The sequence below is a fragment of the Scrofimicrobium canadense genome, from assembly GCF_009696615.1.
Lineage (GTDB): Bacteria > Actinomycetota > Actinomycetes > Actinomycetales > Actinomycetaceae > Scrofimicrobium > Scrofimicrobium canadense.
Window position 1 is genome coordinate 43,095 of the sequence record NZ_VULO01000012.1, and the last position, 24,021, is coordinate 67,115.

Annotated in this window: 22 protein-coding genes and 1 tRNA gene; 13 read left to right on the forward strand and 10 right to left on the reverse strand. The window is 52.9% G+C overall.

Features of this window, described 5'->3' with window-relative positions; genetic code table 11:
• Positions 1–41 precede the first annotated feature (41 nt).
• The 12 genes from FYJ24_RS10120 (at position 42) to FYJ24_RS10170 (ending at position 8,763) form a co-directional block, all read left to right on the forward strand.
• Complete coding sequence (locus tag FYJ24_RS10120) at positions 42–596, forward strand: hypothetical protein (protein WP_154546052.1); 555 nt, start codon at positions 42–44, stop codon at positions 594–596.
• Positions 597–653: 57 nt separating this feature from the next.
• Complete coding sequence (gene eno / locus FYJ24_RS10125) at positions 654–1,928, forward strand: phosphopyruvate hydratase (protein WP_154546153.1); 1,275 nt, start codon at positions 654–656, stop codon at positions 1,926–1,928.
• 174 nt (positions 1,929–2,102) lie between these two features.
• Positions 2,103–2,651 carry an FtsB family cell division protein gene (locus FYJ24_RS13445; protein WP_154546054.1) on the forward strand — a complete coding sequence of 183 codons (549 nt, stop codon included), beginning with the start codon at positions 2,103–2,105 and terminating at the stop codon, positions 2,649–2,651.
• Positions 2,644–3,138 carry a DUF501 domain-containing protein gene (locus FYJ24_RS10135; RefSeq protein WP_318656646.1) on the forward strand — a complete coding sequence of 165 codons (495 nt, stop codon included), beginning with the start codon at positions 2,644–2,646 and terminating at the stop codon, positions 3,136–3,138. The genes FYJ24_RS13445 and FYJ24_RS10135 overlap by 8 nt, the downstream gene beginning before the upstream one ends.
• 52 nt (positions 3,139–3,190) lie before the next feature.
• The gene (locus FYJ24_RS10140) at positions 3,191–4,096 is read left to right on the forward strand and encodes a Ppx/GppA phosphatase family protein (RefSeq protein WP_318656647.1); all 906 of its coding nucleotides are present in this window, start codon (positions 3,191–3,193) and stop codon (positions 4,094–4,096) included.
• Positions 4,097–4,200: 104 nt separating this feature from the next.
• A tRNA-Leu gene (locus FYJ24_RS10145) sits at positions 4,201–4,276 on the forward strand.
• A 45-nt stretch (positions 4,277–4,321) separates the two neighbouring features.
• Entirely contained in the window at positions 4,322–4,504 is a 183-nt protein-coding gene (locus FYJ24_RS10150; protein ID WP_154546056.1) for a hypothetical protein, read from the forward strand.
• Between the two features lie 317 nt (positions 4,505–4,821).
• Positions 4,822–5,187, forward strand: a complete 366-nt coding sequence (gene cmtR / locus FYJ24_RS10155; protein WP_318656648.1) for a Cd(II)/Pb(II)-sensing metalloregulatory transcriptional regulator CmtR — start codon at positions 4,822–4,824, stop codon at positions 5,185–5,187.
• Positions 5,187–5,843 carry a P-type ATPase gene (locus tag FYJ24_RS13205; protein ID WP_263970231.1) on the forward strand — a complete coding sequence of 219 codons (657 nt, stop codon included), beginning with the start codon at positions 5,187–5,189 and terminating at the stop codon, positions 5,841–5,843. The genes cmtR and FYJ24_RS13205 overlap by 1 nt, the downstream gene beginning before the upstream one ends.
• Complete coding sequence (locus FYJ24_RS10160) at positions 5,767–6,528, forward strand: HAD-IC family P-type ATPase (RefSeq protein WP_318656649.1); 762 nt, start codon at positions 5,767–5,769, stop codon at positions 6,526–6,528. The genes FYJ24_RS13205 and FYJ24_RS10160 overlap by 77 nt, the downstream gene beginning before the upstream one ends.
• 100 nt (positions 6,529–6,628) lie before the next feature.
• Complete coding sequence (locus FYJ24_RS10165; RefSeq protein ID WP_225872119.1) at positions 6,629–7,561, forward strand: isopeptide-forming domain-containing fimbrial protein; 933 nt, start codon at positions 6,629–6,631, stop codon at positions 7,559–7,561.
• 176 nt (positions 7,562–7,737) lie between these two features.
• The gene (locus FYJ24_RS10170) at positions 7,738–8,763 is read left to right on the forward strand and encodes a magnesium and cobalt transport protein CorA (RefSeq protein WP_154546060.1); all 1,026 of its coding nucleotides are present in this window, start codon (positions 7,738–7,740) and stop codon (positions 8,761–8,763) included.
• Between the two features lie 23 nt (positions 8,764–8,786).
• On the opposite strand, the gene FYJ24_RS10175 is transcribed toward FYJ24_RS10170, so the two are convergent.
• Complete coding sequence (locus FYJ24_RS10175; RefSeq protein WP_154546062.1) at positions 8,787–11,036, reverse strand: MMPL family transporter; 2,250 nt, start codon at positions 11,034–11,036, stop codon at positions 8,787–8,789.
• 189 nt (positions 11,037–11,225) lie between these two features.
• On the opposite strand from FYJ24_RS10175, the gene FYJ24_RS10180 reads away from it, so the two are divergent.
• Positions 11,226–11,726: a MarR family winged helix-turn-helix transcriptional regulator gene (locus FYJ24_RS10180; RefSeq protein ID WP_154546064.1), complete on the forward strand. Its 501-nt coding sequence runs from the start codon at positions 11,226–11,228 to the stop codon at positions 11,724–11,726.
• 812 nt (positions 11,727–12,538) lie between these two features.
• Here FYJ24_RS10180 and narI read toward each other — a convergent pair.
• The 9 genes from narI to FYJ24_RS10225 form a co-directional block, all read right to left on the reverse strand.
• The gene (gene narI, locus FYJ24_RS10185; RefSeq protein WP_318656650.1) at positions 12,539–13,345 is read right to left on the reverse strand and encodes a respiratory nitrate reductase subunit gamma; all 807 of its coding nucleotides are present in this window, start codon (positions 13,343–13,345) and stop codon (positions 12,539–12,541) included.
• On the reverse strand, positions 13,342–14,016 hold the full coding sequence (narJ, locus tag FYJ24_RS10190) for a nitrate reductase molybdenum cofactor assembly chaperone (protein WP_154546066.1): 675 nt from the start codon (positions 14,014–14,016) through the stop codon (positions 13,342–13,344). The genes narI and narJ overlap by 4 nt, the downstream gene beginning before the upstream one ends.
• Entirely contained in the window at positions 14,009–15,622 is a 1,614-nt protein-coding gene (gene narH, locus FYJ24_RS10195; RefSeq protein ID WP_154546067.1) for a nitrate reductase subunit beta, read from the reverse strand. Before narH ends, narJ begins: the two co-directional genes overlap by 8 nt.
• Positions 15,622–19,320, reverse strand: a complete 3,699-nt coding sequence (locus FYJ24_RS10200; RefSeq protein ID WP_154546068.1) for a nitrate reductase subunit alpha — start codon at positions 19,318–19,320, stop codon at positions 15,622–15,624. The genes narH and FYJ24_RS10200 overlap by 1 nt, the downstream gene beginning before the upstream one ends.
• Positions 19,321–19,334: 14 nt before the next feature.
• Positions 19,335–20,687, reverse strand: a complete 1,353-nt coding sequence (locus tag FYJ24_RS10205; RefSeq protein WP_154546069.1) for a nitrate/nitrite transporter — start codon at positions 20,685–20,687, stop codon at positions 19,335–19,337.
• 162 nt (positions 20,688–20,849) lie between these two features.
• Positions 20,850–21,917, reverse strand: coding sequence for a sulfate/molybdate ABC transporter ATP-binding protein (locus FYJ24_RS10210; protein WP_206192645.1), 1,068 nt, complete (start codon positions 21,915–21,917; stop codon positions 20,850–20,852).
• Positions 21,914–22,723 (reverse strand): ABC transporter permease, encoded by an 810-nt coding sequence (locus FYJ24_RS10215; protein ID WP_206192646.1) that lies wholly within the window; start codon positions 22,721–22,723, stop codon positions 21,914–21,916. Before FYJ24_RS10215 ends, FYJ24_RS10210 begins: the two co-directional genes overlap by 4 nt.
• Positions 22,710–23,519 (reverse strand): molybdate ABC transporter substrate-binding protein, encoded by an 810-nt coding sequence (gene modA / locus FYJ24_RS10220; RefSeq protein WP_318656659.1) that lies wholly within the window; start codon positions 23,517–23,519, stop codon positions 22,710–22,712. The genes FYJ24_RS10215 and modA overlap by 14 nt, the downstream gene beginning before the upstream one ends.
• On the reverse strand, positions 23,510–23,929 hold the full coding sequence (locus FYJ24_RS10225; RefSeq protein ID WP_318656651.1) for a TOBE domain-containing protein: 420 nt from the start codon (positions 23,927–23,929) through the stop codon (positions 23,510–23,512). The genes modA and FYJ24_RS10225 overlap by 10 nt, the downstream gene beginning before the upstream one ends.
• Between the last annotated feature and the right edge of the window lie 92 nt (positions 23,930–24,021).

The following is a 24,021-nucleotide window of genomic DNA, read 5'->3' on the forward strand; positions in this document are numbered from 1 at the left end:
GAATAAGGAGGGGCCCAAAGAGGGCCGCTGAGGAGGACCCAGTGAGAAATACCCGCCGTCGCATAGGAGCTGGCATTGCAGTTTTAGGAGTTGCCCTGGCACTTAGCGGGTGCACACCTGGACCGAATGTTGCTGTTCAATCGATGGGCGTTTCCTATACGGAACAAGAAATTGATGAGGCCATGCCAGAACTGCAAGAGCTCTTTGGTGGCCAACAACAAATTACCCGTGACGTGGTAATTTCTACCATCGTTATGCTGCAGCCCATGTTCAATGCTTTTGAGGAGAGCGGACTGGCAACGCAGGAACAGGGAGTTGCCTTGGCTGGACAGTCTCTAGCCCAGGCCGGCATCAATATCGAAGATTATTCTCCTATTACCCAGCAGATTTTAGCTTTCGGTCAACTGCAGGAAGCACAACAGATGCTGGCGCAACAAGACCCCACAGCGATAGAGACAATCACCGAAAATATGACTTCGCCTGTGACTAAGGTCAATCCCCGATATGGGTCGTTTGACCCACAGCAAGGATTAGTTCCTTATCTAGGTGATGTAGCATCTGCCGGTGCTTCACAGGCAGAACTTCCTACCGAATAGACTTTGGCGCGCGGCGCCGGAGACAGAAATATCCAACAAAAGGAGACAAACGTGTCAATGATCGAGCACATCGCGGCCCGCGAGATTCTGGACTCCCGTGGCAACCCGACTGTGGAAGTTGAGGTCGTGTTGGAGGACGGCGTCGGAGCCCGTGCTGCTGTGCCTTCAGGTGCTTCCACCGGCGCGTTCGAAGCTGTAGAGCGCCGCGACGGTGATGAAGGACGTTACCAGGGCAAGGGTGTTGAGGGGGCTGTTGAAGCCGTAACTGAAGTGATTGCTCCTGCAATCATCGGCTTGGATGCAACCGAGCAGCGTCTCATCGACCACACCATGATTTCCCTCGATGGAACAGCCAATAAAGGCAAACTGGGCGCGAATGCGGTCCTAGGCGTATCACTAGCAGTTGCTAAAGCTGCTGCAGTTTCTGCTGCCCTGCCGTTCTACCAGTACCTGGGCGGTCCCAATGCTCACGTACTGCCCGTTCCTATGATGAACATTCTCAACGGCGGATCACACGCTGACACCAACGTGGACATTCAAGAGTTCATGATTGCCCCCATCGGTGCTCCTTCATTCCGTGAAGCACTACGTTGGGGTGCTGAGGTGTACCACACGCTCAAAGCAGTCATCAAGGAACGTGGACTTTCCACAGGACTTGGCGATGAGGGTGGCTTTGCGCCAAGTCTTGAGTCCAACACCGCTGCGCTGGACCTCATTATCGAAGCTATCAAGCGCGCTGGATATGAGCCCGGCAAGGACATTGCTCTAGCTCTCGATGTTGCCTCGACAGAATTCTTCAAAGACGGCGCATACCAGTTTGAAGGTGAAGCTCGCTCCACCGATTACATGATCGATTACTATGAGAAACTCATCACTGACTACCCCTTGGTCTCGATTGAGGATCCATTGTCGGAAGATGAGTGGGATGCTTGGAAGCGCCTCACCGATGCCATCGGTGATCGCGTACAGCTCGTGGGTGACGACCTGTTTGTCACCAACCCTGAGCGACTCGAACGCGGTATCAAGGGTGGCATTGCTAATGCACTCTTGGTCAAGGTCAATCAGATTGGCTCACTCACTGAGACACTGGATGCAGTGGAAGAGGCACACCGCAACGGATACCGTTCGATGACCTCACACCGTTCAGGTGAAACCGGTGACACAACCATTGCTGACTTGGCTGTTGCAACCAACTCAGGCCAGATCAAGACCGGTGCTCCTGCCCGCTCTGAGCGTGTAGAGAAGTACAACCGTCTGCTGCGCATCGAAGAAGCACTGGGCGAAGAAGCCACATACGCTGGCGCCAGCGCATTCCCACGCGCACGTTTCTAGTTCTTCTCGATAGATACATAGATACAGACAAGGGGAGAGAACCATTGTGGTTCTCTCCCCTTACTATTACCCCAAGCAATTTTGGTCCCTAAACATCCGCTACGGTGGTGATAAGAGCCGCCACGCCCGCAGTAGTGGTTCACTTGGTTTTGTTCATGATGAGAAGATGAGGACGTGTCTGATACTGATCCCATTCGCCGTCCTAAGGCCCCACGTGGGCCGGGTGGTAATTCGCGCCCAGCAAGGCGTCCGGAAGATGTGCGAGCAAGTGCCAGGCCAAAACGAGTTAGCCGCCAAAACCAGGTGGAATCTTCTCAGCCGAAGAAGAAGGGGTTCGCGCTTACTTCTCTCACGTTTTCTCTCAGAGCCGTCATCGCCTCGGCAGTCGTTGTTGTTGCCGCGCTGGTGACAGTTCCGGTTGCTCTGCAGTGGGCGGATCAAGCGCGCGAGTATCAGGCGGCGATAGGCGAGTTGGAAGAGGCTAAAGCCACGCGGGCTGAACTCGAAAATGAACTTGCAAACTGGGACAATAAAGAATACATCGCCTCGCAAGCACGAAGCCGGCTAGGGCTGGTTGAAAAGGGGGAAACTCAGTTTTCCGTTGCTGATGCACCGCAGAGGCAGGCAGAAAAAGATGCGGAAGACAAGCGCCGCGGGCCAGAACGCCCTTGGACGATGGTTGTACAAGAAGAGTTACAGGAAGCCGATATAGTCAGTGAATAGCCCCGCCATTGAAGAAGTCGCGCCCCAAGGAAGCCCAGCTACTGAAGAAGATTTGACGATTCTTGCTGAGCAGCTGGGAAGGACACCTCGCGGTGTGTGGGCTATTGGTGCGCGTGATAGTCAGGGGTATCCTCTGGTCGCTGTTACGTGGCCGCGTTTGCCCGATGGAACCCCTTTTCCGACTCTGTTCTATTTGACGCATCCCGACGTGGTTCGGGCTTGTTCAGTGTTAGAGGCTGAACACATGATGGAAGAACTTGCTGAAAGGTTCCCTTCTAACCATGAGGCGCATAAAGACTATTTGCGTCGCCGCTCTCTTTTGGAAGAAGTGGAGGAGATTAGTGATTTCTCCGCTGGCGGACTGCCGACGCGTGTGAAATGTCTCCATGCCATGGTTGCTCATTCCTTAGCAGTCGGCCCCGGAATCAACCCCGTTGGTGATGCTGCCCTAGAAATGATCGGCGAACGTGGACTGTGGAACAGATAGAACGAGTGGACGCAAATTCGCGACCACTCGGCGAGCGGCCTAGATTAGTTCTGTGAAATCAGTAGCTGCCATCGATTGTGGAACGAATTCCATCCGCCTTCTCATCGCTAAGGAAACTCCAACAGGTCTAGTCGATCTGGTGAGAGAAATGCGCATTGTGCGTTTGGGGCAAGACGTGGACCGCACTGGCAGACTAGCTGACACCGCGGTTGAGAGGACCCTTGCCGCAGTGCGAGAATACCGAGAAATTATCTCACACCATGATGTTGAACGAACACGATTCGTCGGCACATCTGCGATGAGGGACGCTCATAACGGAAAACAGTTTATGGATTCTGTCGAGGCGATTATTGGTGTGCGGCCAGAGATTATTCCGGGCGAAGAAGAGGCAGCGTTATCCTTCAAAGGTGCGGTGAGCTCGCTGACGGCCCCCGCCCCTCGAATGATTGTGGACATTGGTGGAGGCTCCACCGAGTTCGTATATGGAGCCGAGGCGCCAGAAGCCGCTATTTCCATTGACATGGGTTCTGTGCGAGTAACAGAGCGGTTTGGCTCCGACTTCGATGCTGCAGCGCAGTGGGTAGATGACAAGCTGGACCAGGTAGAACACGCCATTGACTTTGTGCGATTGGGGGCATTGGTGGGAGTTGCCGGTACGGTCACAACGCTAGCCGCACACTCTCTAGGTGCAACCAGGTATCAACCGGAACTCACCCACGGACAGTTCTTGACCTGGAAACAGTGGAACGACGCAGCTGATTTCATGAAGGACCAGCCTGTCGAGGTGAAGGCGGCCCTTCCTTTCATGCCTCCTGGACGTGCGGATGTGATAGGTGCTGGTGCGCTGATTTGGCAAAGAATCATCAATCGAGTCGATAAAAGGCTACCGAAGCTTGGCGGTGCCTATGTCTCAGAGCATGACATCCTTGACGGTATCGCATTGGCACTGGTTGACTAAGTAACTCCTAAAACATATATAGCACGTTACAAGCAGGGTATGTATGCTGCTGGTCACGCGCTTTGGTGCTGGCCAGGTGAGAAAGATACAATGGTACGCGGCAAGCCCCCGTAGCCCAATGGCAGAGGCAACCGACTTAAAATCGGTCCAGTGTCGGTTCGAGTCCGACCGGGGGTACCAGATCTGAGATGTTCCAGCCTCAGGCATTTCGGGAAATCCTGACTTGTGGCTCGACTGCTGTTGTCGGTTGGCTTCGATGATGGTATCGAATTAGGCCTGGTTTTCTGTGCTAATGATTCGGTTTTCGTCTATGTAGTTTTTCGTGAAGAGTTCTTTGTTGCGTACTCTGAGAATTTGATAGGAGCTTGTGGGGTCATTGACGGCACCAAGGCATTCGTTGATGTATGAGTATGCTAGCGAGAATACATTTTGGTGTTATCTGATCTTTCGGTCGAGGTGGGTGATCTCGATTTCTAGTGCCTTTTATTTCTCGGTGAAAAGGTCTATCGGTAGCGCTTCGGCTAGGTATGGATCGAGGAGTCAACGTTGTTCGCTGGTGGGAGTCTCACAGTTCCCCACACGCTCCCTTTCTCAGAACAAAGGTGCGGTGGGGTCTGGGCGAAGTCTACTGACGTGAAGTAGGTGAGACAAAGTTCCATTGGACATGGTTGACCCTAAGTGGTTGTGGGCTTGCAACAGGTCAGCATCTACTGTGCGGTCACTATGTGCTGACTATTGCTTCTCGTGTTGAGGTTATGAATCGTTTAGGTCGGGCGATGGCTGATAGTACTCGCTCACGTATTTTATTGGAACTATTGGAGGGGCCGGGTTATCCGGCACGTTTAGCGGAGAGCTTGGGATTGACACGGACGAATGTGTCGAATCATCTGGCATGTCTGCGGGGTTGTGGGATCGTGGTGGCTGCTCCTGAAGGGCGAAAGACCCGGTACGAAATTGCTGACCCGCATATCTCGCGGGCAATTTCTGCCTTAGTAGAAGTGGTGCTGGCTTTTGATGACGGTCATCCGTGTGTGAATGGTGAGAATTGCGATGTGCCGTTGTGCTGCCCCGGTGATGAGGTAAATGCCTGATGGATGACTGCTGCAGGGTAGAAAAAGAGGACCGTGACTTTGGTGCGGAACCTCTTAGTTTGTGGTGGCAAGATCGAGCACTTTTACCGTCTGCTGTTTCGGGTGTGTTTCTGTTGGCTGGCTACGTCGTTGAATGGGCCGGGGTGCCTGTGGCTCCAGTCGTATTTCAAGGGATTGCTTTGGCGGCCGGGGCATGGGCCTTCGTTCCGGGGGTCATGAGAGCTTTATGTAATCGGCGCGTAGGCGTGGCCTTGTTGATGACGGTCGCAGCGGTTGGGGCGGTTGCTTTGGGACATGTGGGAGAGGCCGCTGCCTTAGCGTTCTTATTCTCTCTGGCTGAAACTTTAGAAGATCGGGCGATGGGTCGTGCCCAGGCGGGATTGCGTGCTCTGCTTGCTCTCATTCCGGATATAGCGAGGGTGTCTCGAGGCGGTGTTGAACAGACGATTGCCGCCAAAGAACTGGCAGTCGATGACCTACTGATTGTTGGCGCAGGGGAGCGCCTTGCTACCGATGGAGTAGTGGAGGCTGGGCAGTCGGTACTCGATACGTCTGCGGTGACGGGGGGAGTTGATCCCTGTGGATGTTTCTCCCGAAGCAGTGGTGGCAGCGGGGTCGATCAATGTTGGCGGCGGGACACTTCGCGTTCGAGCTAGTGCCGGCGGAACAGATAACTCGCTGACGCAGATTGTTACCTTGGTAGAACAAGCACAGGCAAAGAAGGGAGTTCGGGCACGGTTAGCTGATCGGATAGCTCGGCCGCTGGTCCCACTAGTTTTGATAGCTGCTGCTTTGGTGGCCGGTTACGGATTCATCGTTGGGGATCCACTGACCTGGATTGAACGAGCCCTGGTGGTGTTGGTGGCAGCCTCCCCCTGTGCACTGGCGATTGCGGTTCTGGTAACCGTCATCAGTGCGATTGGGGCAGCCTCAAAGTTAGGCGTGGTCATCAAGTCTGGTGAAGCGTTCGAGCAACTCGGTACGATTCGCACTATCGCTTTCGACAAGACAGGCACACTTACCCGTAACCAACCCAGTGTCATCGAAGCAAGGACTTTTGGTCAGGTTGATAACGCTGAAATGATCACACGGGCAGCTGCGGCAGAGTCAACGATGCTCCTATTGTGTGTTAAGGCGGTTAGGTGTGGTGTAGGTCATGGGTGGTTTAGACGGTTGGGACTGCTTCAGTCGGAGAAGTGGCCCTGGATGGACAACGTCTTGCTTGGCGTGGAAATCTCGAACCCGAAGCAACCGTTGAAATTACCTATTCTATTACGGTTGCCGCCGATGCTGGGGGCATTATTTTACATAACATTGCTCAAGGTTCTGGAACACCATTGACGCCGGATCCTGATGATCCAAACGCACCTCCAGTTCCTGGTGAACCTGTTGTGACGCCTTCTAGTGAAACCGAACACCCAGTGAATGAACCAGGTTTGAACTGACAAAGTCAGTCGCGCCAACTTCTGGGACAGCAGTTAATCCTGGCGATGTACTCACCTATACAGTTACTGGAATCAATACAGGACAGACCGCTTTAGATTCCGTGTCCATAGTGGATGATCTCTCTGCTGTCATTTCCGACGCAACCTACAACAATGACGCTACTGCTGTTGTTGCTGGCCAAACTGCAGTTGCTCCTGCTATTACTGGTGATGAACTGACTTGGAGTGGGGCTCTCGCTCCGGGGCAATCAGTTTCGATCACGTATTCCGTAACAGTAGATGCTAGCGCAGTGGGTAAGAACCTTGTCAATCATGTTGCTGGCGAGGTAACACCTCCTGGTGGGGGCAAGATTGTTCCCCCGCCTGTGACAACTGATAATCCTGTCAATGTTCCAGGGTTCTCAGTTTCAAAGAGCGCGAATCCCGAGACCGGAACCGCAGTAGATCCTGGAAGCATCATCACCTATACGGTAACCGGGGTCAATACTGGTGAAACTGTATTGGAACCAGCTGAGATAAAGGATGATCTGTCTGGGGTGCTAGCACATGCACAGTGCAACGGTGATGTCGCTGCAAGTGTAGGGACTGCGCTAGTGCAGGAAGATGAGCTCTCGCGGAATGGCTCTTTGCAGCCCGGCGAGGAAGCGACAATCACCTACTCTGTGACGGTTAATCCCGATGCTGGTGGCACGGTTCTTGAGAATACAGTGATAGGGTGTGCCACTCCTCCAGGAGACACTCCAGTCATTGAGACACCTCCGTCGCGCACTGAGCATCCAGTGAAGAGTAAGTTGGCTGTGACCGGTGCTTCTGGACCACTCCTCATTCTGGGAGTTGTCCTAGCGTTGTCACTGGCGGGACTTGGCGCTGTGTTGATAGTACGCAAGAAAAAAACACAGCTAAATGACCGATATGTAGCCCAAAGATAGGGTGGGCTACCCGTCCCCAGTGGTCTTGGAGTCTTCTTCGCCCGATGGCTCCAAGACCACTTTCTTTTAACTGTGAGTGACAAGATTTTGAGGAGTGTATCGTTTGCTAGTAGACGAGGCTTGATGAGAGACATAGAGTTGCACCTGGCGCTACTTTCTAGCTGAAGGGACCAATCATGGATGGGCAGGATCTCGGCTACAAAGGTTCGATTGTTGATATTGCTATGTATGAGGAAGGTCAACGAAAGCCGATCTCAGCCAGAGATATTTGGGATCTGTTGGGAGAAATTGAGAAGTCTCCGCATGCAACTGGGTGGATTGCCTACGACTGTCCAGACCTCAATGACATTCGTACTATTGCACGGGCTCTTTCGCTGCATCCCATGCTGGTGGAAGATATTGTCACTTCCCATCAGCGACCAAAACTAGAACGGTATGGCAGCACGCTGTTTTGTGTCATGAAGCCTGCGGTCTACGACGAGGCCACAGAGGACGTCCTTCTAGGAGAAACTCACATTGTGGTGGCAGGGCGAACTGTGGTGTGCATACGGCAGCGCGGCGATAGGAACGCTCCTGATAGGAGATGGGTTGACGAGGTGGATCGCCGCTTTGAGGCACAAGCACCCATGCTTCAGTCAGGTCCGGAAGCAATGCTATATGCGGTTATCGACTATACGGCGGACGGCTACGCGCCAGCTTTGCGAGGAATCGTTGATGATATTGATGATGTGGAGCGTCAAGTGTTCTCAGGTGATGCGGCAGCGCCAGAGCGTATCTATCGTTTGAGTAGGGAACTTGTTGACCTACAGCACGCTATAGTGCCGCTGCAGTTTGTGGTTAAGGCTCTGCAAAGTGGTTTTGAGAAATATGCGGTGGCGACTCAACTGCGCGCCCACTTAGCAGATGTGGCTGACCACTTGACCAGAGATGCAGAACTCACGGCAGAACTGCGTGACATGCTGACACGGATACTCAATGTCAATGCGACGCTGGTGGCTCAAAGACAAAACGATGATATGAAGAAAATCTCCGCGTGGGCGGCAATTATCTTCACGCCATCGGTCATTGGTTCAATCTACGGGATGAACTTTTCGCATATGCCTGAGCTTGACACTGTGTGGGGCTATCCCTTTGCTTTGACCCTGATGCTGGCCTCGGCAGTTGTCTTATGGTTCCTGTTTAAACGGCGTGGTTGGCTCTAGGGTTCGAAGTGCATCCACTTACTTCAGTCCGCAATGCGAGAGGCTGTGTTGCTTTCGAATTGAGGGGTTGGCTGTTTCGCTCGAGAGAGCGCCGACGGCCACCATATAGCTTTCCCTATTTCTAGTGATAGTGCGGGTACCAACAGTGTCCGAACGACAAATGTGTCTAGTAAAACTCCGAATGACACGATGAAGGCCAACTGAACTAAAAAGAGAATGGGGATGACAGCAAGTGCTGCGAAAGTAGCGGCAAGTACCAATCCTGCTGATGTGATGACCGTCCCCGTTATTGCCAAGCCGCGGATGATTCCTTGGTGGGTGCCATATTTTTGGCTTTCTTCGCGCACACGGGTCATCAGAAAGATGTTGTAGTCGATACCTAGAGCCACGAGGAATACGAAGGAATACAGAGGTACTGCTGGGTCCGCTCCTGGAAAATCGAGTATGTGGTTGAAGACTATCGCCGCAACTCCCATAGCTGTTCCGAAAGAGAGGATAGTGGTCAGAATCAACATGATAGGAGCGACAACTGCGCGCAGCAGCATCATCAAGATAATGAGGATCACTGCCAAAATGATGGGAATGATGAGGTTTCTGTCGTGTGATGACGTGACATTCGTGTCCAAAGTAGTGGCTGTTGTGCCTCCCACAAGCGTGTCTGGCACTGTGGAATGGAGAGATTCTCGCAATTCAGTGATTGTGCTGAGAGCTTCAGTTGAGTCGGCAGGATAAGCGAGAGTCGCCTGCAAAAGCACACGTCCGGCTACCACGGTAGGCGTAGGTGCAGGAGTTCCGGGTGGGCCTACTGGGCTAATACCGTCAACATTGATAGGTGCTTGCCCGCTTGGTGAATCGTCGGAAGTGATAGTGAGAGAGTCGATTCCTGGCTGAGAGAGTATCTCTTCGACCGCACTATCGAGGTTTTCTTCAGTGGTGATAATGGTCGCGGGGCTTCCGGAACCGCCAGGGAAGTGCTGTGAAAGTGCCTCTTGCCCATCACGCGCTTGGGATGCGCTCAGCACCAGTTCCGTCTGGGCTACTCCGTCAGCTTTGAGACCTACGGCCCCGACTGCACCGACAAGAAGTGCCGCAGTCGTAGCCATCCATATTGGGCGTGAATGACGGCTAACGAACATTACAGTTCTACCCCACACGCCTTGATAGTTGATGTGTTCTTCCCCCTCAGAGCCGGGATCAAACTGCGGAAGTCTTGGCCAGAAGGCTTTCCTGCCTAATAATCCCAACACGGCTGGTAGTAACGTGAGAGCTGCAAGCATCGCGAAAACAATCCCAATAGATGCAACCGGGCCTAAAACACTGTTGGACTTTAGGTCGCTAAGAAGTAGACACAATAGTCCAGCAATAACAGTTCCTCCTGAAGCTAAAACTGGCTCGATTGTGCCCTTTATTGCTTCTCGAGTGGCACGCCACTTGTCCTCATACTGGAGAAGTTCTTCCCGATACCGAGAGACGTAGAGAAGCGAATAATCGGTGGCTGCCCCGATAACCAAGATGAACAAGATTCCTTGCGTCTGTCCGTTGAGTAGGAACACTCCAGCATTGGCAAGATTCCATACCGCGAGAAGGGCGACGCAGAGGGCAAAAAGACTTGTGAGGAGCACGGTGATAGGCAGTAGTACTGACCTATAAACGAATAGTAATATGACGAGGACTGCGACAAGAGCCACCCCTAAGAGCAACCCGTCAATACCACCGAAAGCGTCAACTAGATCAGCCGTAAGTCCAGCGGGGCCTGTAATGTATACCGAGTAGGAATCCCCCAGAGAGGTGCTAAGGCTGTTGCGCATCTCTGTGACTGTTTCGCCTATGTCTCCCGAAGAATCTAGGGGAATGAATACCTGGGTTGCCTTCCCGTCTTCGGATGGAATAGGGGGGGATACTTCCACGACTCCGTCTATATCGGTGAGTTTTTCTACGGATGTCGTAATCTCTACTAAAGAATCCTCACCTATTTCGCTGTCATTTGAAACGATGAGGGCAACAGCGGGAATGTCATCAGAGTCGTAGAACTCCCGTGAGAGTTCACTTGCTTTGGTTGATTCGGCTGAACTTGGAAGATAGGCAGCCTGGTCGTTGGACGAGACCTCACTTATTCTGCCAAAAAGTGGACCCCCCATTCCTGCTGCAGCAACCCATCCAATGATGAGAAAAGCTGGTAACAAGATACGGAGCCAGCGCGCTGCGCGGGTGTGGGTACCGGGTTCGCGATGAGAGGCGGAATTATTGTGTTCTGGTTTTCTCACGCGTCCCATATCAGCTTCCAATCTTCCATGTGAGTCGAGAGTGTCAGCTCGACAAGTATGAATACTTATATAAGCGAACCATTAGATTAGCTATTAGTTCGCTTAGCGTACTACTATTGTGAATAGTAAGCACCAATCGAGAGGTTTGCAAACGGAAGGCGTGAAAAGGTGTACGGGATTCGTGAGAATGACCCCAGCATGCAGTTGCTTGATATTAGCAAGCAGTCTGAAGAAGAAGTTGCTCAGATTGCTGAGCTAATGCAGGAAATGGGGCGTTTGCGCGATGCTGAGAGAAAAGTGAGTGAGGCCTCGGCTCGCTACATGAAACTCAATGACACCGACATGAGAGCTCTCCATTACTTGATTGTGTGCGAAAACCAAGGTGTGACTGCCACTGCTACAGATATAGCTGCCTATTTGGGTATATCTGGCTCTTCCACGACCAAGCTGATAGATAGGCTCGAAAAAGCCAGCCATGTAATACGTACCCCGCATCCAACTGATAGGCGGGCTTTACAGATCACCGTCACGCCCGAAACCCGACGGGCTGCTTATGAAACCATTGGGAAACACCAGTCGCGAAGGTTTTATTCAGCAGCACGTCTCACCTCTCAAGAACGGGAAATCGTTATTCGATTTCTTCGCGATATGGCCAACGATATCGATGTATCTCATGCGGATTGGATTGATGATGAGTAACTACTTAGTGTGAACACATATGCCTGCAGCAGCTTGAAGAGTGTCGTGTGCAGTCGTCTTTGGATGATACATCGAGGATGCTATCAGCCATGAGGCTAATCCAGGAGAGGCAATCGCAGCCTTGTCAGAGGTGGAGCCGACTTTCGTAGTGGTTGTTTTAAGGGGGCTTCAGAAAACTCTCGAGCGCATAGCTACAACTGCCCAAGACAAGCATCTTGCCTGGCCGTGGAAAAATGCTGAGAAGGCTGCGGCTACCTAGGGTACCTATACGTAGCGCCGACAATATGAACCAGGATTGCAGATACCCCTTAGTCTCCATTGGCAGCTGACAGGCGGCTGCCAATAGCGGGCCGCACCAAAAGGATGATAGTGGCCTCCGGTGGGAAGACTATTTCCCCGCAGCTATGGGAACGAGAAGTCAAGCGGATCCGTTAGTGGCACACGCGGCGGTAGTGAGTGACTCGCAACCCTACCCAGCTGCTCTAGTTTTCTTCGATAGTGATGAGTTTCGAAGTCGGTGAGGGGGCAAGCGCTCTGGTGTACTCCTCCCGATCTCACATCGGGAGGAGATCTCGTCACTTCAACAACGAAATTTCGACGTGGACAGTTGACAAAAGACTTGAAAGAGATTGTCGATGATCTCTACCGAAATGGTCGAGTCTTGCGATGAAGAAAGTAGGGTCCTTCCTCGCAGCGTGGGTTGTAGTCATGCTTTACCAGCTACCCGTTGAAGTGACCACTGACTGAGGTCCCTTATGAACTACCGTTTTCAATACCTCGACCAATGCTGTTGTCCGCCTGATGGTGCGTATTTAAGGGCGTTTGTTGCGGCTAGATATCTCGTAGGAGGCACGATGGATGACCTTTTGAGGAGCACTGTCACCGTGTCCTTGAGGAGTCCAGCCTTGGGAATGGGGAACCTGTCCGGATTGAGTGTCGCGACTTCTGTAAACAATGTAGGGGCGCAGTGGGTATGAGATGGGAGGGGCGACCGCATGCACAAGACGAGTGAAAGGCCAGATGGCAAAGAGAAGGAAGCCAGCAATAATGTGTGCTTTGAAAACCCCAGGGACATCCGTCATGAGAGAGATATCGGGATGGAAATAGAACAGTGAGCGAAACCAGGGACTGATTGTTTCGCGGTAGTTATATCCGCCGGGCTCTCCAAAGAGTTGCTTCGTGACAGTGGCTGCTGTTCCAAGTCCAATGGGAACGCACAAAAGAATGTACATGACGATGTCGCTGCGTGAGGTTGCCAATCGGATAGAACGAACCACAAACCGGCGCACTAGCAGCCCAATGAGACCCACGACAGTCATCAGTGCTGCAATCATTCCCAGGCTAACAGCTACTAGGTGATAGACCTCCTCGCTGATACCCACCGCCGACGTCCAGGATTCGGGGATAACTAGCCCTCCCAGATGACCTAATGCCACGAAGAGTATGCCGAAGTGAAAAAGCGGCGAGGAAATGCGCAGCCACGTACGTTCATAGATTTCGGATGAGCGGCTGGTCCATCCGAATTGGTCTGTCTTCCAACGCCAGATAAGACCAACCAGCATGATGGTGAGACACAGGTATGGAAAGATTATCCACAAGAATATGCTCCAGTAGTTCACGGTGTGCTCCAACTCAGTGGTAGGTGGACGCCAACCATTTCGGTTGGTGGTCCCTGGCTGACGAGGCGATGGAATCGTTCTTCTGTTTCGGCACTCACCTCTGGAAGAGTTGCCGCCAACGCGTTGACTAGGTGTAGGTAGGGGGAACGCGCCCGGTCGAGGGCCGCTCTCATGACTTCGATACCTTCACGGTGTGAGGCCAAGAGCTGCCAGACCAAGGGATCGCCACTTCGTCCCGACAACTCTAAAAGAACCGGCAAGTAGTCATCCAGTTCCTCTTTGGCCAGTTCGTATCCCAAGGCGTGAAGGAATTCGCGAAAGCCAAGAATCGCGCTTCCACGCAATCGAGTATCCCCGGCCATGTAGTACGTGAGGTACAGGGCGCAGCGCCGCTGATGGTCGAACGTATCGACATAATGCTCAGCAATCTGACGCTGATCGTGAGCCTCAGCCCACTCGAGGAACGCGTCAATGTGGCAGCGTACTTCTGTCGGCAATCCCGCCTGAACCTCGTGGTAGGCCGTGATAGCCTGCGTGAGCCTCTCGGACGGGTACTCCAGTAGTGCTGACAAGAGCATGTGAATGGTTCGCATGTCTTGGGGTGAACATTGCGCTGGAACTACCGCCCCAATGGAGGAGTGCGGCGACGAGAGAAACCGTGTTTTACTCATCGCGACCTCCGTGAGGATCCCAGGTGCGCAAATCGATATAGACAGGTTCGCGCACGTCACCACCACCAGCCCGGATTCCGCAGCCAGCAGCTTGAGAGCAAGCAGCAGGAGCTCCTTGCCCTAGGCTTGCAGGTTTGTCTCCTAGAAACTCTTCGTCTTCCAGAGACGAGGTGTCAATACCAAGCTCAGTCATGCGGGGGGCGCCAGCAGAAGAAGCAGCTGGAATTACGTACCGATCGTCATATTTAGCAATCGCCAGCAGACGGTACATCTTCATTAGCTCTTCACCGGACATTCCAACTGCCGTGGCAGCTTCCGTATTCTCTTCCATTCCCAAGTTCACATTGCGCATGTATGAGCGCATAGCGGCAAGTTTACGAAGTGAGAGCTCTACGGGGGCTGTGTCACCAGCGGAAAAGAGCTGTGCCAAATATTCCATGGGGATGCGCATATGCGACAAGGTGGTCAGCAGAATACGGTGATCTTCTGCGTCTACCCCGGATGCAGTCACTGCATCCACAATAGGAGAGAGTGGAGGAACATACCAGACCATAGGCAAAGTCCGATATTCCGGGTGTAAGGGAAGAGCCAATTTATACTCTTTTATCAGCGCATACAGGGGTGACTCTTGAGCGGCAGTAAGCCATTCATCACTGATTCCAGAAGCCTTTGCCGCCTCGACCACAGCAGGATCATGGGGGTCGAGGAGAATATCTAGTTGAGCTTGATAGAGATCCTTTTCGTCCTTGACCGCGGCGGCTTGAGCGACGCGATCTGCGTCGTACAACATGATGCCCAGGTAGCGTAGGCGGCCCACGCATGTTTCAGAACAGACAGTCGGTTGGCCAGCTTCAAGACGTGGGTAGCATAGTGTGCATTTCTCAGCCTTGCCTGTTTGATGGTTGAAATACACTTTCTTGTAAGGGCAGGCAGATACGCACATGCGCCAGCCGCGGCAGCGGTCCTGGTCGACTAAGACAATGCCGTCCTCCATGCGCTTATAGATTGCACCTGACGGGCAGGCTGCCATGCAGGTGGGATTCAAACAGTGCTCACAAATGCGCGGTAAATAGAACATAAAGCTCTGTTCGATTTCCGCTTTGACTTTCGTGCTGATCGAATCCAAGATCGGATCTGCCTTGAGGACATCTTCTCCGCCGCCAAGATCATCGTCCCAGTTTGGCCCCCATGAGACAGTGTCGATGGGTTGGCCGGTGATTTGGCTGATCGGACGGGCAACAGGAAAATGCTGCGAATCCCTGGGAGCCGAAAGTAACTTGTCGTATTCATAAGTCCACGGCTCGTAATACTCCGACAACTCTGGCAGGCGAGGATTTGCAAAAATATGCGCTAAACTCTGCAGTCGACCACCACTTTTAGGGACAAGGCGACCGCTTGCAGTACGTTTCCATCCGCCTTTCCAGCGGTCCTGGTCTTCCCACCCTTGAGGGTAACCGCCCCCTGGGCGGGTCTCCACGTTGTTGAACCACATGTATTCGGTTCCAGAACGGTTGGTCCACGTTTGTTTACAGGTGACAGAACACGTGTGGCATCCAATGCACTTGTCAAGGTTCATCACCATACCGATTTGGGCCATGACTCTCATCAGTAGCTCACCTCCTGGCTGCGCTTGCGGATCAAGGTCACTTCGTCGCGTTGGTTCCCAGTGGCGCCAACGTAGTTGAATGCGTATGAGTGTTGTGCGTAACCGCCGATCAAATGCGAAGGTTTGATGAGGATACGGGTAAGAGAATTGTGGATTCCACCGCGTTTACCTGAGGTCTCAGTGATGGGTGTTCCCATTGTTCTCTCTTGAGCGTGATACATGTACACCGTGCCCTGTGGCATGCGGTGAGAAACCACCGCTCTAGCTACGACCACACCATTGCGGTTCCATGCCTCGATCCAGTCGTTGTCAGCAACACCGATGATTTCAGCGTCTTGAGGACTCATCCATACCGTCTGACCGCCTCGCCCCAAAGTGAGCATGTGGAGATTGTCAAAATACTGAGAGTGGATAGCCCACTTATGGTGAGGCGTCAGGTAGCGGACCGCCACATGCACTCCATCTCCGGTGTTGCCCGTATCGCCGGGCGCCGCCTCACCGTAGAGGACCTGGAGGTCTAATGGTGGTCTAAAGATTGGCATTGCTTCACCAATGTCACGCATCCAGTCGTGGTCGAGGTAGAAATGTTGGCGACCAGTCAATGTGTGGAATGGACGTCCGCGTTCAATATTTTGCACAAATGCGGAATACCGCCTACCTCCATGTTCAGAACCCGACCATTCTGGAGTTGTAATAACTCCCTGAGCACCCTTGGAATGTAACTGGTGAATACTGATACGTTTTTCTTCGTCCCCAGCAGATAGGTCAGATAGCGGCGTGCCAGTGCGCTTTTCGAGGGTCTCGAATCCGGTGGTTGCCAGGCGTCCATTAGTGGCCCCAGAAAAATACAGGACCATATCGCATGCCTTTTCGGCAGTGTCAAGTAGTGGTCTGCCAGTGTCAGCCATACCGTTCATCTTCCTCAATTGCTCGACTTCAGGGGAAGGATCGAAGGAGATGCCCTTAGTAACCATCCCAGCTTTTTCAGGCAGAGGTCCCATCGAGTTGAAGCGATCAATGAGTTTCGTATAGTCGCGTTCAGCCACCACCAGCTTCGGCATAGTTTTCCCAGGGATGAGGCCCACCTCCGCAACATCGGGAACTATGCCGTGCGGCGTTGCGTATTCGTCAGGAGTGTCGTGGTTGAGCGGCGTCGGAATCACATCAGTTTGCATTCCTAAATGTGTCTTTGCCAGTTCAGTTACCCGCGCGGCAAGGTCTTGAAAAATTGCAAAATCTGTCCGGGTCTCCCACGGAGGATCAATCGCGGCATCGAAAGCGTGGATGAAGGGATGCATGTCCGTGGTGGAAAGATCGTCCTTCTCATACCAGGTGGCTGCGGGCAGGACAATGTCGGAATACAACGTGGTTGAAGTATTACGGAAGTCCGCAGTCATCAGCAGGTCGACTTTTCCAGTTCCGGCCGCATCTCTCCACACTATCGACTCGGGACGCTGGTCTTCTGGTAGTTCCTTCGCGGTAGCGGCAGAATCGGATCCCACCAGATGCCGGTAAAAGAATTCGGCACCCTTCGCTGAGGACCCCAACAGATTTGTCCTCCACGACGCGAGGATACGCGGGAAATTCTCCGGATTATCCGGGTCCTCACATGCGAAAGAAAGTTTCCCTTCCTCCAACTGCTTGACAATCCACTTGGCTGGATCAACTCCTGCTTCACGCGCCTCTTGGGCCAAAAGTAGAGTTGACCTAGAAAAGGTCGGGTACGAAGGCATCCACCCGCGTTTCATTGACTCAACTAACGTGTCAGCCGTGGACTTCCCACTCCAATCGAGCTCAGCAAGAGGTGACAGTAGTTTCTCCGCTGGTGTACCGTCATATCGCCACTGATCTGTCAGCAGATACCAGAACCCGGCGGAAATCATCTGACGAGGCGGACGAATCCAATCTAAGGCAAAAGCATATTGCGCCCACCCAGTGATGGGGCGAACTTTTTCTTGCCCCACATAGTGCGCCCAACCTCCACCATTGACCCCCTGAGTTCCACACATTGTTGTCAAAGCTAAGAAGGTGCGATAGATCGTATCCGAATGGTAATAGTGGTTGGTCCCCGCGCCCATAACAATCATTGAGCGGCCCTGGGAATCAACAGCATTCTGCGCGAACTCACGGCCAATACGCTCAGCTGCGGCGGGAGGGACACCAGTGAATTGGCTTTGCCAAGCGGGTGTCCCCGGGCTCTCGGCATCGTCATATCCAGTTGGCCACTGTCCGGGTAGGCCGGGACGCTCAACACCATACTGGGCGAGAAGAAGGTCATACACGGTGGTAACTAGGACAGATCCGACGCGCGCTGCGGGAACGCCGCGACTCATAACACCCGCACCTAGGGTTTTCTGATCGACGCTGGCGGGAAGATCAAAGCGAGGCAGCAATATTTCTGCAGATTCGGTGCCAAAGTCGCTGGCGCTGAGAAGAGGGTCGATATTCTCCATTGTGAGGTTCCATTTGCCTTCGCCCTCACTGCCAAAGTGATCAGCTAAAGTGCCACCCGGATCGGTGATGCCTTTACCGGCGTCCCACACCAGTGGACGGAAGGAGGCATTTTCGGTGTTTGCGAGGTCACTGTCAGCAAGGTCGGCTGCGGTGAGGAACTTTCCGGGCACATAGGCGCCATCCTTTTCCTTCAAAGTGACCAAGAATGGTGAGTCCGTAAATTTCTTCATGTAGTCCAAGAAATATGGTTCTTGGCGCCCCACGTGGAACTCTTTTAAGATGACGTGCCCCATTGCCTGCGCTAAAGCGCCGTCAGTTCCGGGGGCAACGCGCAGCCATTCGTCCGCAAATTTAGTGTTGTCTGCATAGTCGGGTGATACTGCAACAACTTTTTGTCCTCGGTAGCGCGCTTCGGCCATAAAGTGAGCATCGGGTGTGCGGGTCTGGGGAATATTCGATCCCCACATGATGAGGTATCCAGCGTTGAACCAGTCGCCGGACTCGGGGACATCGGTTTGATCTCCGAAAACCTGAGGAGATGCCATTGGCAGGTCTGCATACCAGTCATAGAAGGACAACATTGTGCCGCCCATGAGTTCGTAGAAGCGCGAACCAGCCCCATAGGAAATCATGGACATGGCTGGGATGACGCTGAATCCCGCCATACGGTCTGGACCGTAGCGTTTGGTGGTATAGACGTGCGCGGCTGCAGCGATCTCCATCGCTTCGTCCCAAGTGGCGCGAACCAGGCCACCCTTTCCACGTGAACGCTTGTATTCACGGGACTTTACGGGATCTTCGACAACCTCTTTCCATGCCAACACGGGATCGCCGACCTTCTTTTTGGCTTCGCGGTAGAAGTCCAAGAGTCGGCCGCGGATGTAAGGATAACGAATACGAGTGGGGGAGTAGGTGTACCAGGAGAACGCGGCTCCGCGCGGACAGCCACGTGGTTCATATTCGGGTAGGTCAGGGCCGGTTGTTGGATAGTCGACGTTTTGTGTCTCCCACGTAATGATGCCGTCTTTGACGAATACATTCCAGGAACATGATCCGGTGCAGTTGACTCCGTGTGTTGAGCGAACTACTTTGTCGTGACTCCACCGTTGGCGGTAGAACTGGTCAGCTCCACGGCCGCCTTCAAGGAAAATTTGTCGTGTATTCACGGCCTTCGCGGAGGGGCGAAGGAAGGCTCCAAGCCGCGCGACTGATTCAGGGAGAGCGTCAGGTTGTGTGTCTGTCATGGCGACCCTTTCGATCAGCCTGGGAATGGTGCGTTAGGGCGGGCATAGAAAATCCACGCCAGTACGGTACAGATAACGAAATAGATGGTGGCTCCGATGAAGAAGCTTTGGACTGAGGTCATTGTGAGGGCAACACCTACTACGAAAGGCCCGAATGAGGCAATCGCCGCGGTCCACCCAATTACTCCACCGGCCTGGCGAGGAGGCAAAATCATTGGCATTTGTTTGAAGGTTCCTGCGTTGCCTATCCCGGTGAAGAAGAAGAGAACCAGCATTGCGGCGAGGAAGTACCAGAACTGTGAGGGGCTAGTGGGGTTGAGGAAGAATGCTGCAACGGCACAGCTGAGAGTCATTCCTACTCCACCAACAAATGTCCACAGAGCACCGCCGTATTTGTCGCATAGTGGACCCCATAGGGCTCTGACCAGTGACCCGATGAGTGGTGCTAGGAAGGCGAATGACGCTCCCAGTGGGAGTTCTGACAGGGCGTATTCGCCTGATGTTGCAAAGACTGAATCTTTACCAAAAGTGTTATTGATAATGAGAGCTAACTGGGCAGCGAATCCTGCAAATGCACCGAAGGTCATGATGTAGATGAGGGTGAGTATCCACGTGTTCTTATTGCCAAAGATATCGATTTGCTGGCGAAAGTTAGCTTTGACGGGCACATTCTTCAAGACTGCGAAGGCAAGAATTGATGCCAGAATCGCCCATGGCACCAGAACAATTGCTGCGTTGTATACGTGTAGGGGTGTCCCATCGGCACCTTTTTGAGGCGCAAACATCCCCATTCCCAGCAATCCAAATCCCATAACCCAAGGCCCTAAGAACTGAATTAACGAGACGCCGAAATTACCTAGCCCTGCCTGCAATCCCAGGGCGGTTCCCGCTAAGCGCTTGGGGAAGAAGTACCCGGTTGAGGGCATATAGCCAGAAAAGCATCCTCCCCCAATGCCTGTCATAGCGGCAAGAACCATTAGCCACCAATAGGGCGTTTGAGGGTTCTGGATGGCTTGAAACCAGCCAATCATGGGGACGATGAAGAGTAGGGAAGTGACACCTACTAATAAACGAGTTCCAACCAACGGTGGTAAAAACATGTAGATGAGTCGCAGTAGTCCGCCCGACAATCCAGGAATAGCGACAAGCCAATAGAGCTGGCCGGTGGAGAGGTCGAAGCCAACTTCGTTGAGTTTAGGTGCAACCGCGCTGACTAGATACCAAACACAAAATCCGATGGTGAGAGAAAAAGTTGAGATCCACAGGGTTCTCCACGCGATTTTGGAGTCCCATGTTTCGGGGTTTTCAGGATTCCAGTTCTGTAGGGTTCGTGATCGACTAGATGGCTGTGTATGTGACTCGCTCAAGATCTACTCCCACTGCTCAGTGATGTATCAACGTCGATACATTAATTATCACGGAAGTTCCGTGGAAATATAGTCTAGCGGTAACCATGCAGTTCAGAGGAGTTGGCTTTGAGCGCAGCGTCCGTCAATGCGGCATAAAGTTATTGCGAAAATACGCAATGGCTATCGTGGATAAATGCGCACGACCTTCGGGTCGACGCTGAGAGATACTGAGTCTCCGACGGCGAACCCGTACTGGTGAAAGTAGGGCAAGTCAACATATGCGTAGAGGCCTCGAGGCTGTTCAACCTCGATGGCAAAGCCAAAGAGGCGGGCGTCGATGCTGACAATGCGGCTAGTCCACTGCGATGGAGATATGTAATCAGTGGAGGGCAATAGGGTGACTGCTGTGGGAGGAAACGCGGTCAAGGCATCTCCGTAGGCGGTCGAAGTGGAACTATGCAGGGCAATGCCATCGACATTGATGGAGTCGTCTGAGGCGGTCCCGTGGAGATAGTTAACTCCCGCAAAATCTGCGACGAAGGTACTGCGGGGTTCTTCCAAGACCTGAGCTGTTCGACCACAGTGAGCCACTTTGCCGTGGTCAACGACCAGCACATGATCTGCTAGACCGATGACATCTTCCACTGTATGCGTTACCAAGATAGTTGTCACGAGAACGTCTATGATCTGCTCTTTTACGATGCGGCGAAACAAGGTGGCGGCATTGACATCCAGTGCGGTCGTCGGCTCGTCAAGTAAAAGAGTTTCGGGTCGAGAAGCCAGTGCTCTCGCCAGTGAGGCACGTTGCTGTTGGCCGCCAGAGAGCTGCGAGGGGTACCGTGTTAGGAAGTCTGTGAGGTCTAGTCTTTCAGCCCAATGCTGGACGATCTTCGTTACAGTGTTCTTGTCGCATCCTTGGGATTCGGGACCAAAAGCAATGTTGCTTCCGATCGTCATATGGGGAAATAGTTGAGGTTTTTGACGAAGAAGGGCGGTCCTGCGCACATGAGGTGGGACAAAAACACGTCTTTTTGACGAGGTGTTGAGCAACTCGGTGTCTCCGCGCGCAATGACTCCTCTGGCAGTTGGTAATAATCCAGCAACAGATTCTAAGAGAGTTGTCTTGCCTGCTCCGTTAGGTCCGATAACTGCTGTCACTGATTGGCTGGGAAATGTGTGGTCAATATCGAGGGAGAAATTTCCGCGTTGCGCTGTGATGGATACCCGCAGTTCGTTACTGTTCGTCACTGTACTGATCCTTTTGGATACCAGCTGCGTGTCAGCATCATGATGATAAAAGCGGTTGCCATGAGAAGAAGTGCCAATGCAATCGCCGCAGAGGTGCTTACGCCTCCTCCATTGAAAGCTGTGTAGATGGCTAGTGGCATCGTTTGTGTGACACCTTCGCGGTTACCGGCAAAGAGTGCTGTTGCCCCGAACTCCCCTAAAGCTCGCGCAAAAGTGAGGACAGTTCCCGCGGCGAGTCCAGACTTGATGAGTGGAAGTGTGACCCGTCGTAGAACTGTCCAAGGGCCTGCGCCTAGTGAGGCTGCGGTCAGCGCGAAACCGGGGTCTTGTGCGCGCAGCACGCCTTCCACTGAGATCACCATGAATGGCATTGATACGAAAACTTGAGCTATCACTACTGCTGGTGTCGAAAATGGAAGTGAAATGCCGGTGAGTTCGTAGAGGGGAGCGCCGATGAGGCCGCGTTTGCCTAGCAGCATGAGTAATGCTAAACCTCCGACCAGTGGGGGCATGACCAGCGGAAGGTTGACTACGACTCGTAGAATCGCTGACACCCACGAGCTGGAGCGGGCTAGATAAAATGCTAGAGGAGTCCCCAAGAGGAGACAGAGCGCGGTAGTGATCAATCCGGTAGCAAATGAGAGTTTTAAAGCGTTCAGCGCGGCAGGCGTGGTGATGTCCGAAAATAATGAAGTCCAGTCGGCACGGCCCACCATTGCGACGATAGGTAGAAGGATGCTCAAAGCTGCCACCATTGCTAAAAGACTGAGCAATGGTGGCAGCTTCGATGTATCACGGTTGGCCAAAGCCGTATTCCTTGAGAATAGACTGAGCGGCATCTGAAAGGATGAAGTTGTTGAAGGCTGTTGCGGCTTCAGAGTTAGGGGCGTCTTTAAGTGTTGCTATGGGGTAGAAGTTGGTGAGTTCTGCACTGGTGGGAGTCTCAGTCGCTTCGAGTGCCCCGTCGCTGGCCTGTACATCCGTGAGGTAGATCAATCCTGCGTCAGCCTCTCCAGAAGCTACTTTGGTTGCGACTGCCGTGACATTTTGTTCTTCTGAGACGGGTGTGAGTGAGATGTTTTCAGCTTCGAATAGCCGTGTGGTAGCTGCGCCACAAGGCACTTCAGGGGCACATATGACCACTGAGATATCTGGATTCATCAGGTCAGTCAAAGAGGTGATTTTAAGTGGGTTACCGGCCTCTACAGCAACGGTTATGTCATTTGTTGCAAATATTGTTGGTGGCGTGGCCGTGAGGTCTTCGGCAAGGACCTTTTCCATATTCTTTTCGTCTGCCGACGCGAATACGTCTACGGGGGCGCCCTCAATGATTTGTGTCGCTAGGGTAGAGGACCCGTCGTAGACCGGGGGGAGGACATTCACTCCAGGATTCTCGACCGTGAAAGCGGCGATGATTTCAGTGAATGCTCCTTTGAGGGAAGCGGCGGCGTATATCTGCAAGTCGCCGGATATAGCGCTGGCTTCAACTGCTGCTGACTGAGCGCTGGATTGCTCGGAACTTGTGGCTGTCTCTGCCGTGGAGCTGCATCCCGCAAGTATCAGTGCGGCGAGGGTTGCGGTTGCTGTCTTTTTTACGATGATATGCGCTCCTTGGGATTAGTGTTTTTCTCGACGATGACGTTAGTTGCCTTTACAACCATTGTGGCTGTGTCGCCGACATCGAGTTGGAGTTCGTCGACTGCCTCTCGTGACATGAGAGACACGAAGCGATACGGCCCGCATTGAAGGTTTACTTGAGCCATGACTGTATCTTTGATGATGCTGGTCACCAGTCCCGTAGCGCGGTTCCGCGCTGAAGAGGCTACGGTGCTATCTGCAGTAGCTGCAGTAGCCAGATCTTGAGCAAGCTGGGCTAACTCTTGTCCTGAGACCGTCTGTCTTCCGGCGTTGTCATGCATGGCTGCAAGGCGGCCGGTTTGTATCCAACGTCGGACGGTATCGCTACTTACCCCTAAAAGGTTGGCAGCGCGCGAGATTCTGTAATTCGTCACAGACATGACAATAACACGGAGTATGCGTGAAAAAGATCGAATAGATGTCGAATTCGCGCTTGTTGCACTAATTAGCACAGAAGTACCGTGAA

Coding starts and splice junctions, on each gene's coding strand:
- narJ (WP_154546066.1), bottom strand. CDS start 14,016: ATGAGTAAAACACGGTTTCTCTCGTCGCCGCACTCCTCCATTGGGGCG.
- eno (WP_154546153.1), top strand. CDS start 654: ATGATCGAGCACATCGCGGCCCGCGAGATTCTGGACTCCCGTGGCAAC.
- FYJ24_RS10170 (WP_154546060.1), top strand. CDS start 7,738: ATGGATGGGCAGGATCTCGGCTACAAAGGTTCGATTGTTGATATTGCT.
- FYJ24_RS10200 (WP_154546068.1), bottom strand. CDS start 19,320: ATGACAGACACACAACCTGACGCTCTCCCTGAATCAGTCGCGCGGCTT.
- FYJ24_RS10175 (WP_154546062.1), bottom strand. CDS start 11,036: ATGGGACGCGTGAGAAAACCAGAACACAATAATTCCGCCTCTCATCGC.
- narH (WP_154546067.1), bottom strand. CDS start 15,622: ATGAGAGTCATGGCCCAAATCGGTATGGTGATGAACCTTGACAAGTGC.
- FYJ24_RS10180 (WP_154546064.1), top strand. CDS start 11,226: ATGCAGTTGCTTGATATTAGCAAGCAGTCTGAAGAAGAAGTTGCTCAG.
- FYJ24_RS13205 (WP_263970231.1), top strand. CDS start 5,187: ATGGATGACTGCTGCAGGGTAGAAAAAGAGGACCGTGACTTTGGTGCG.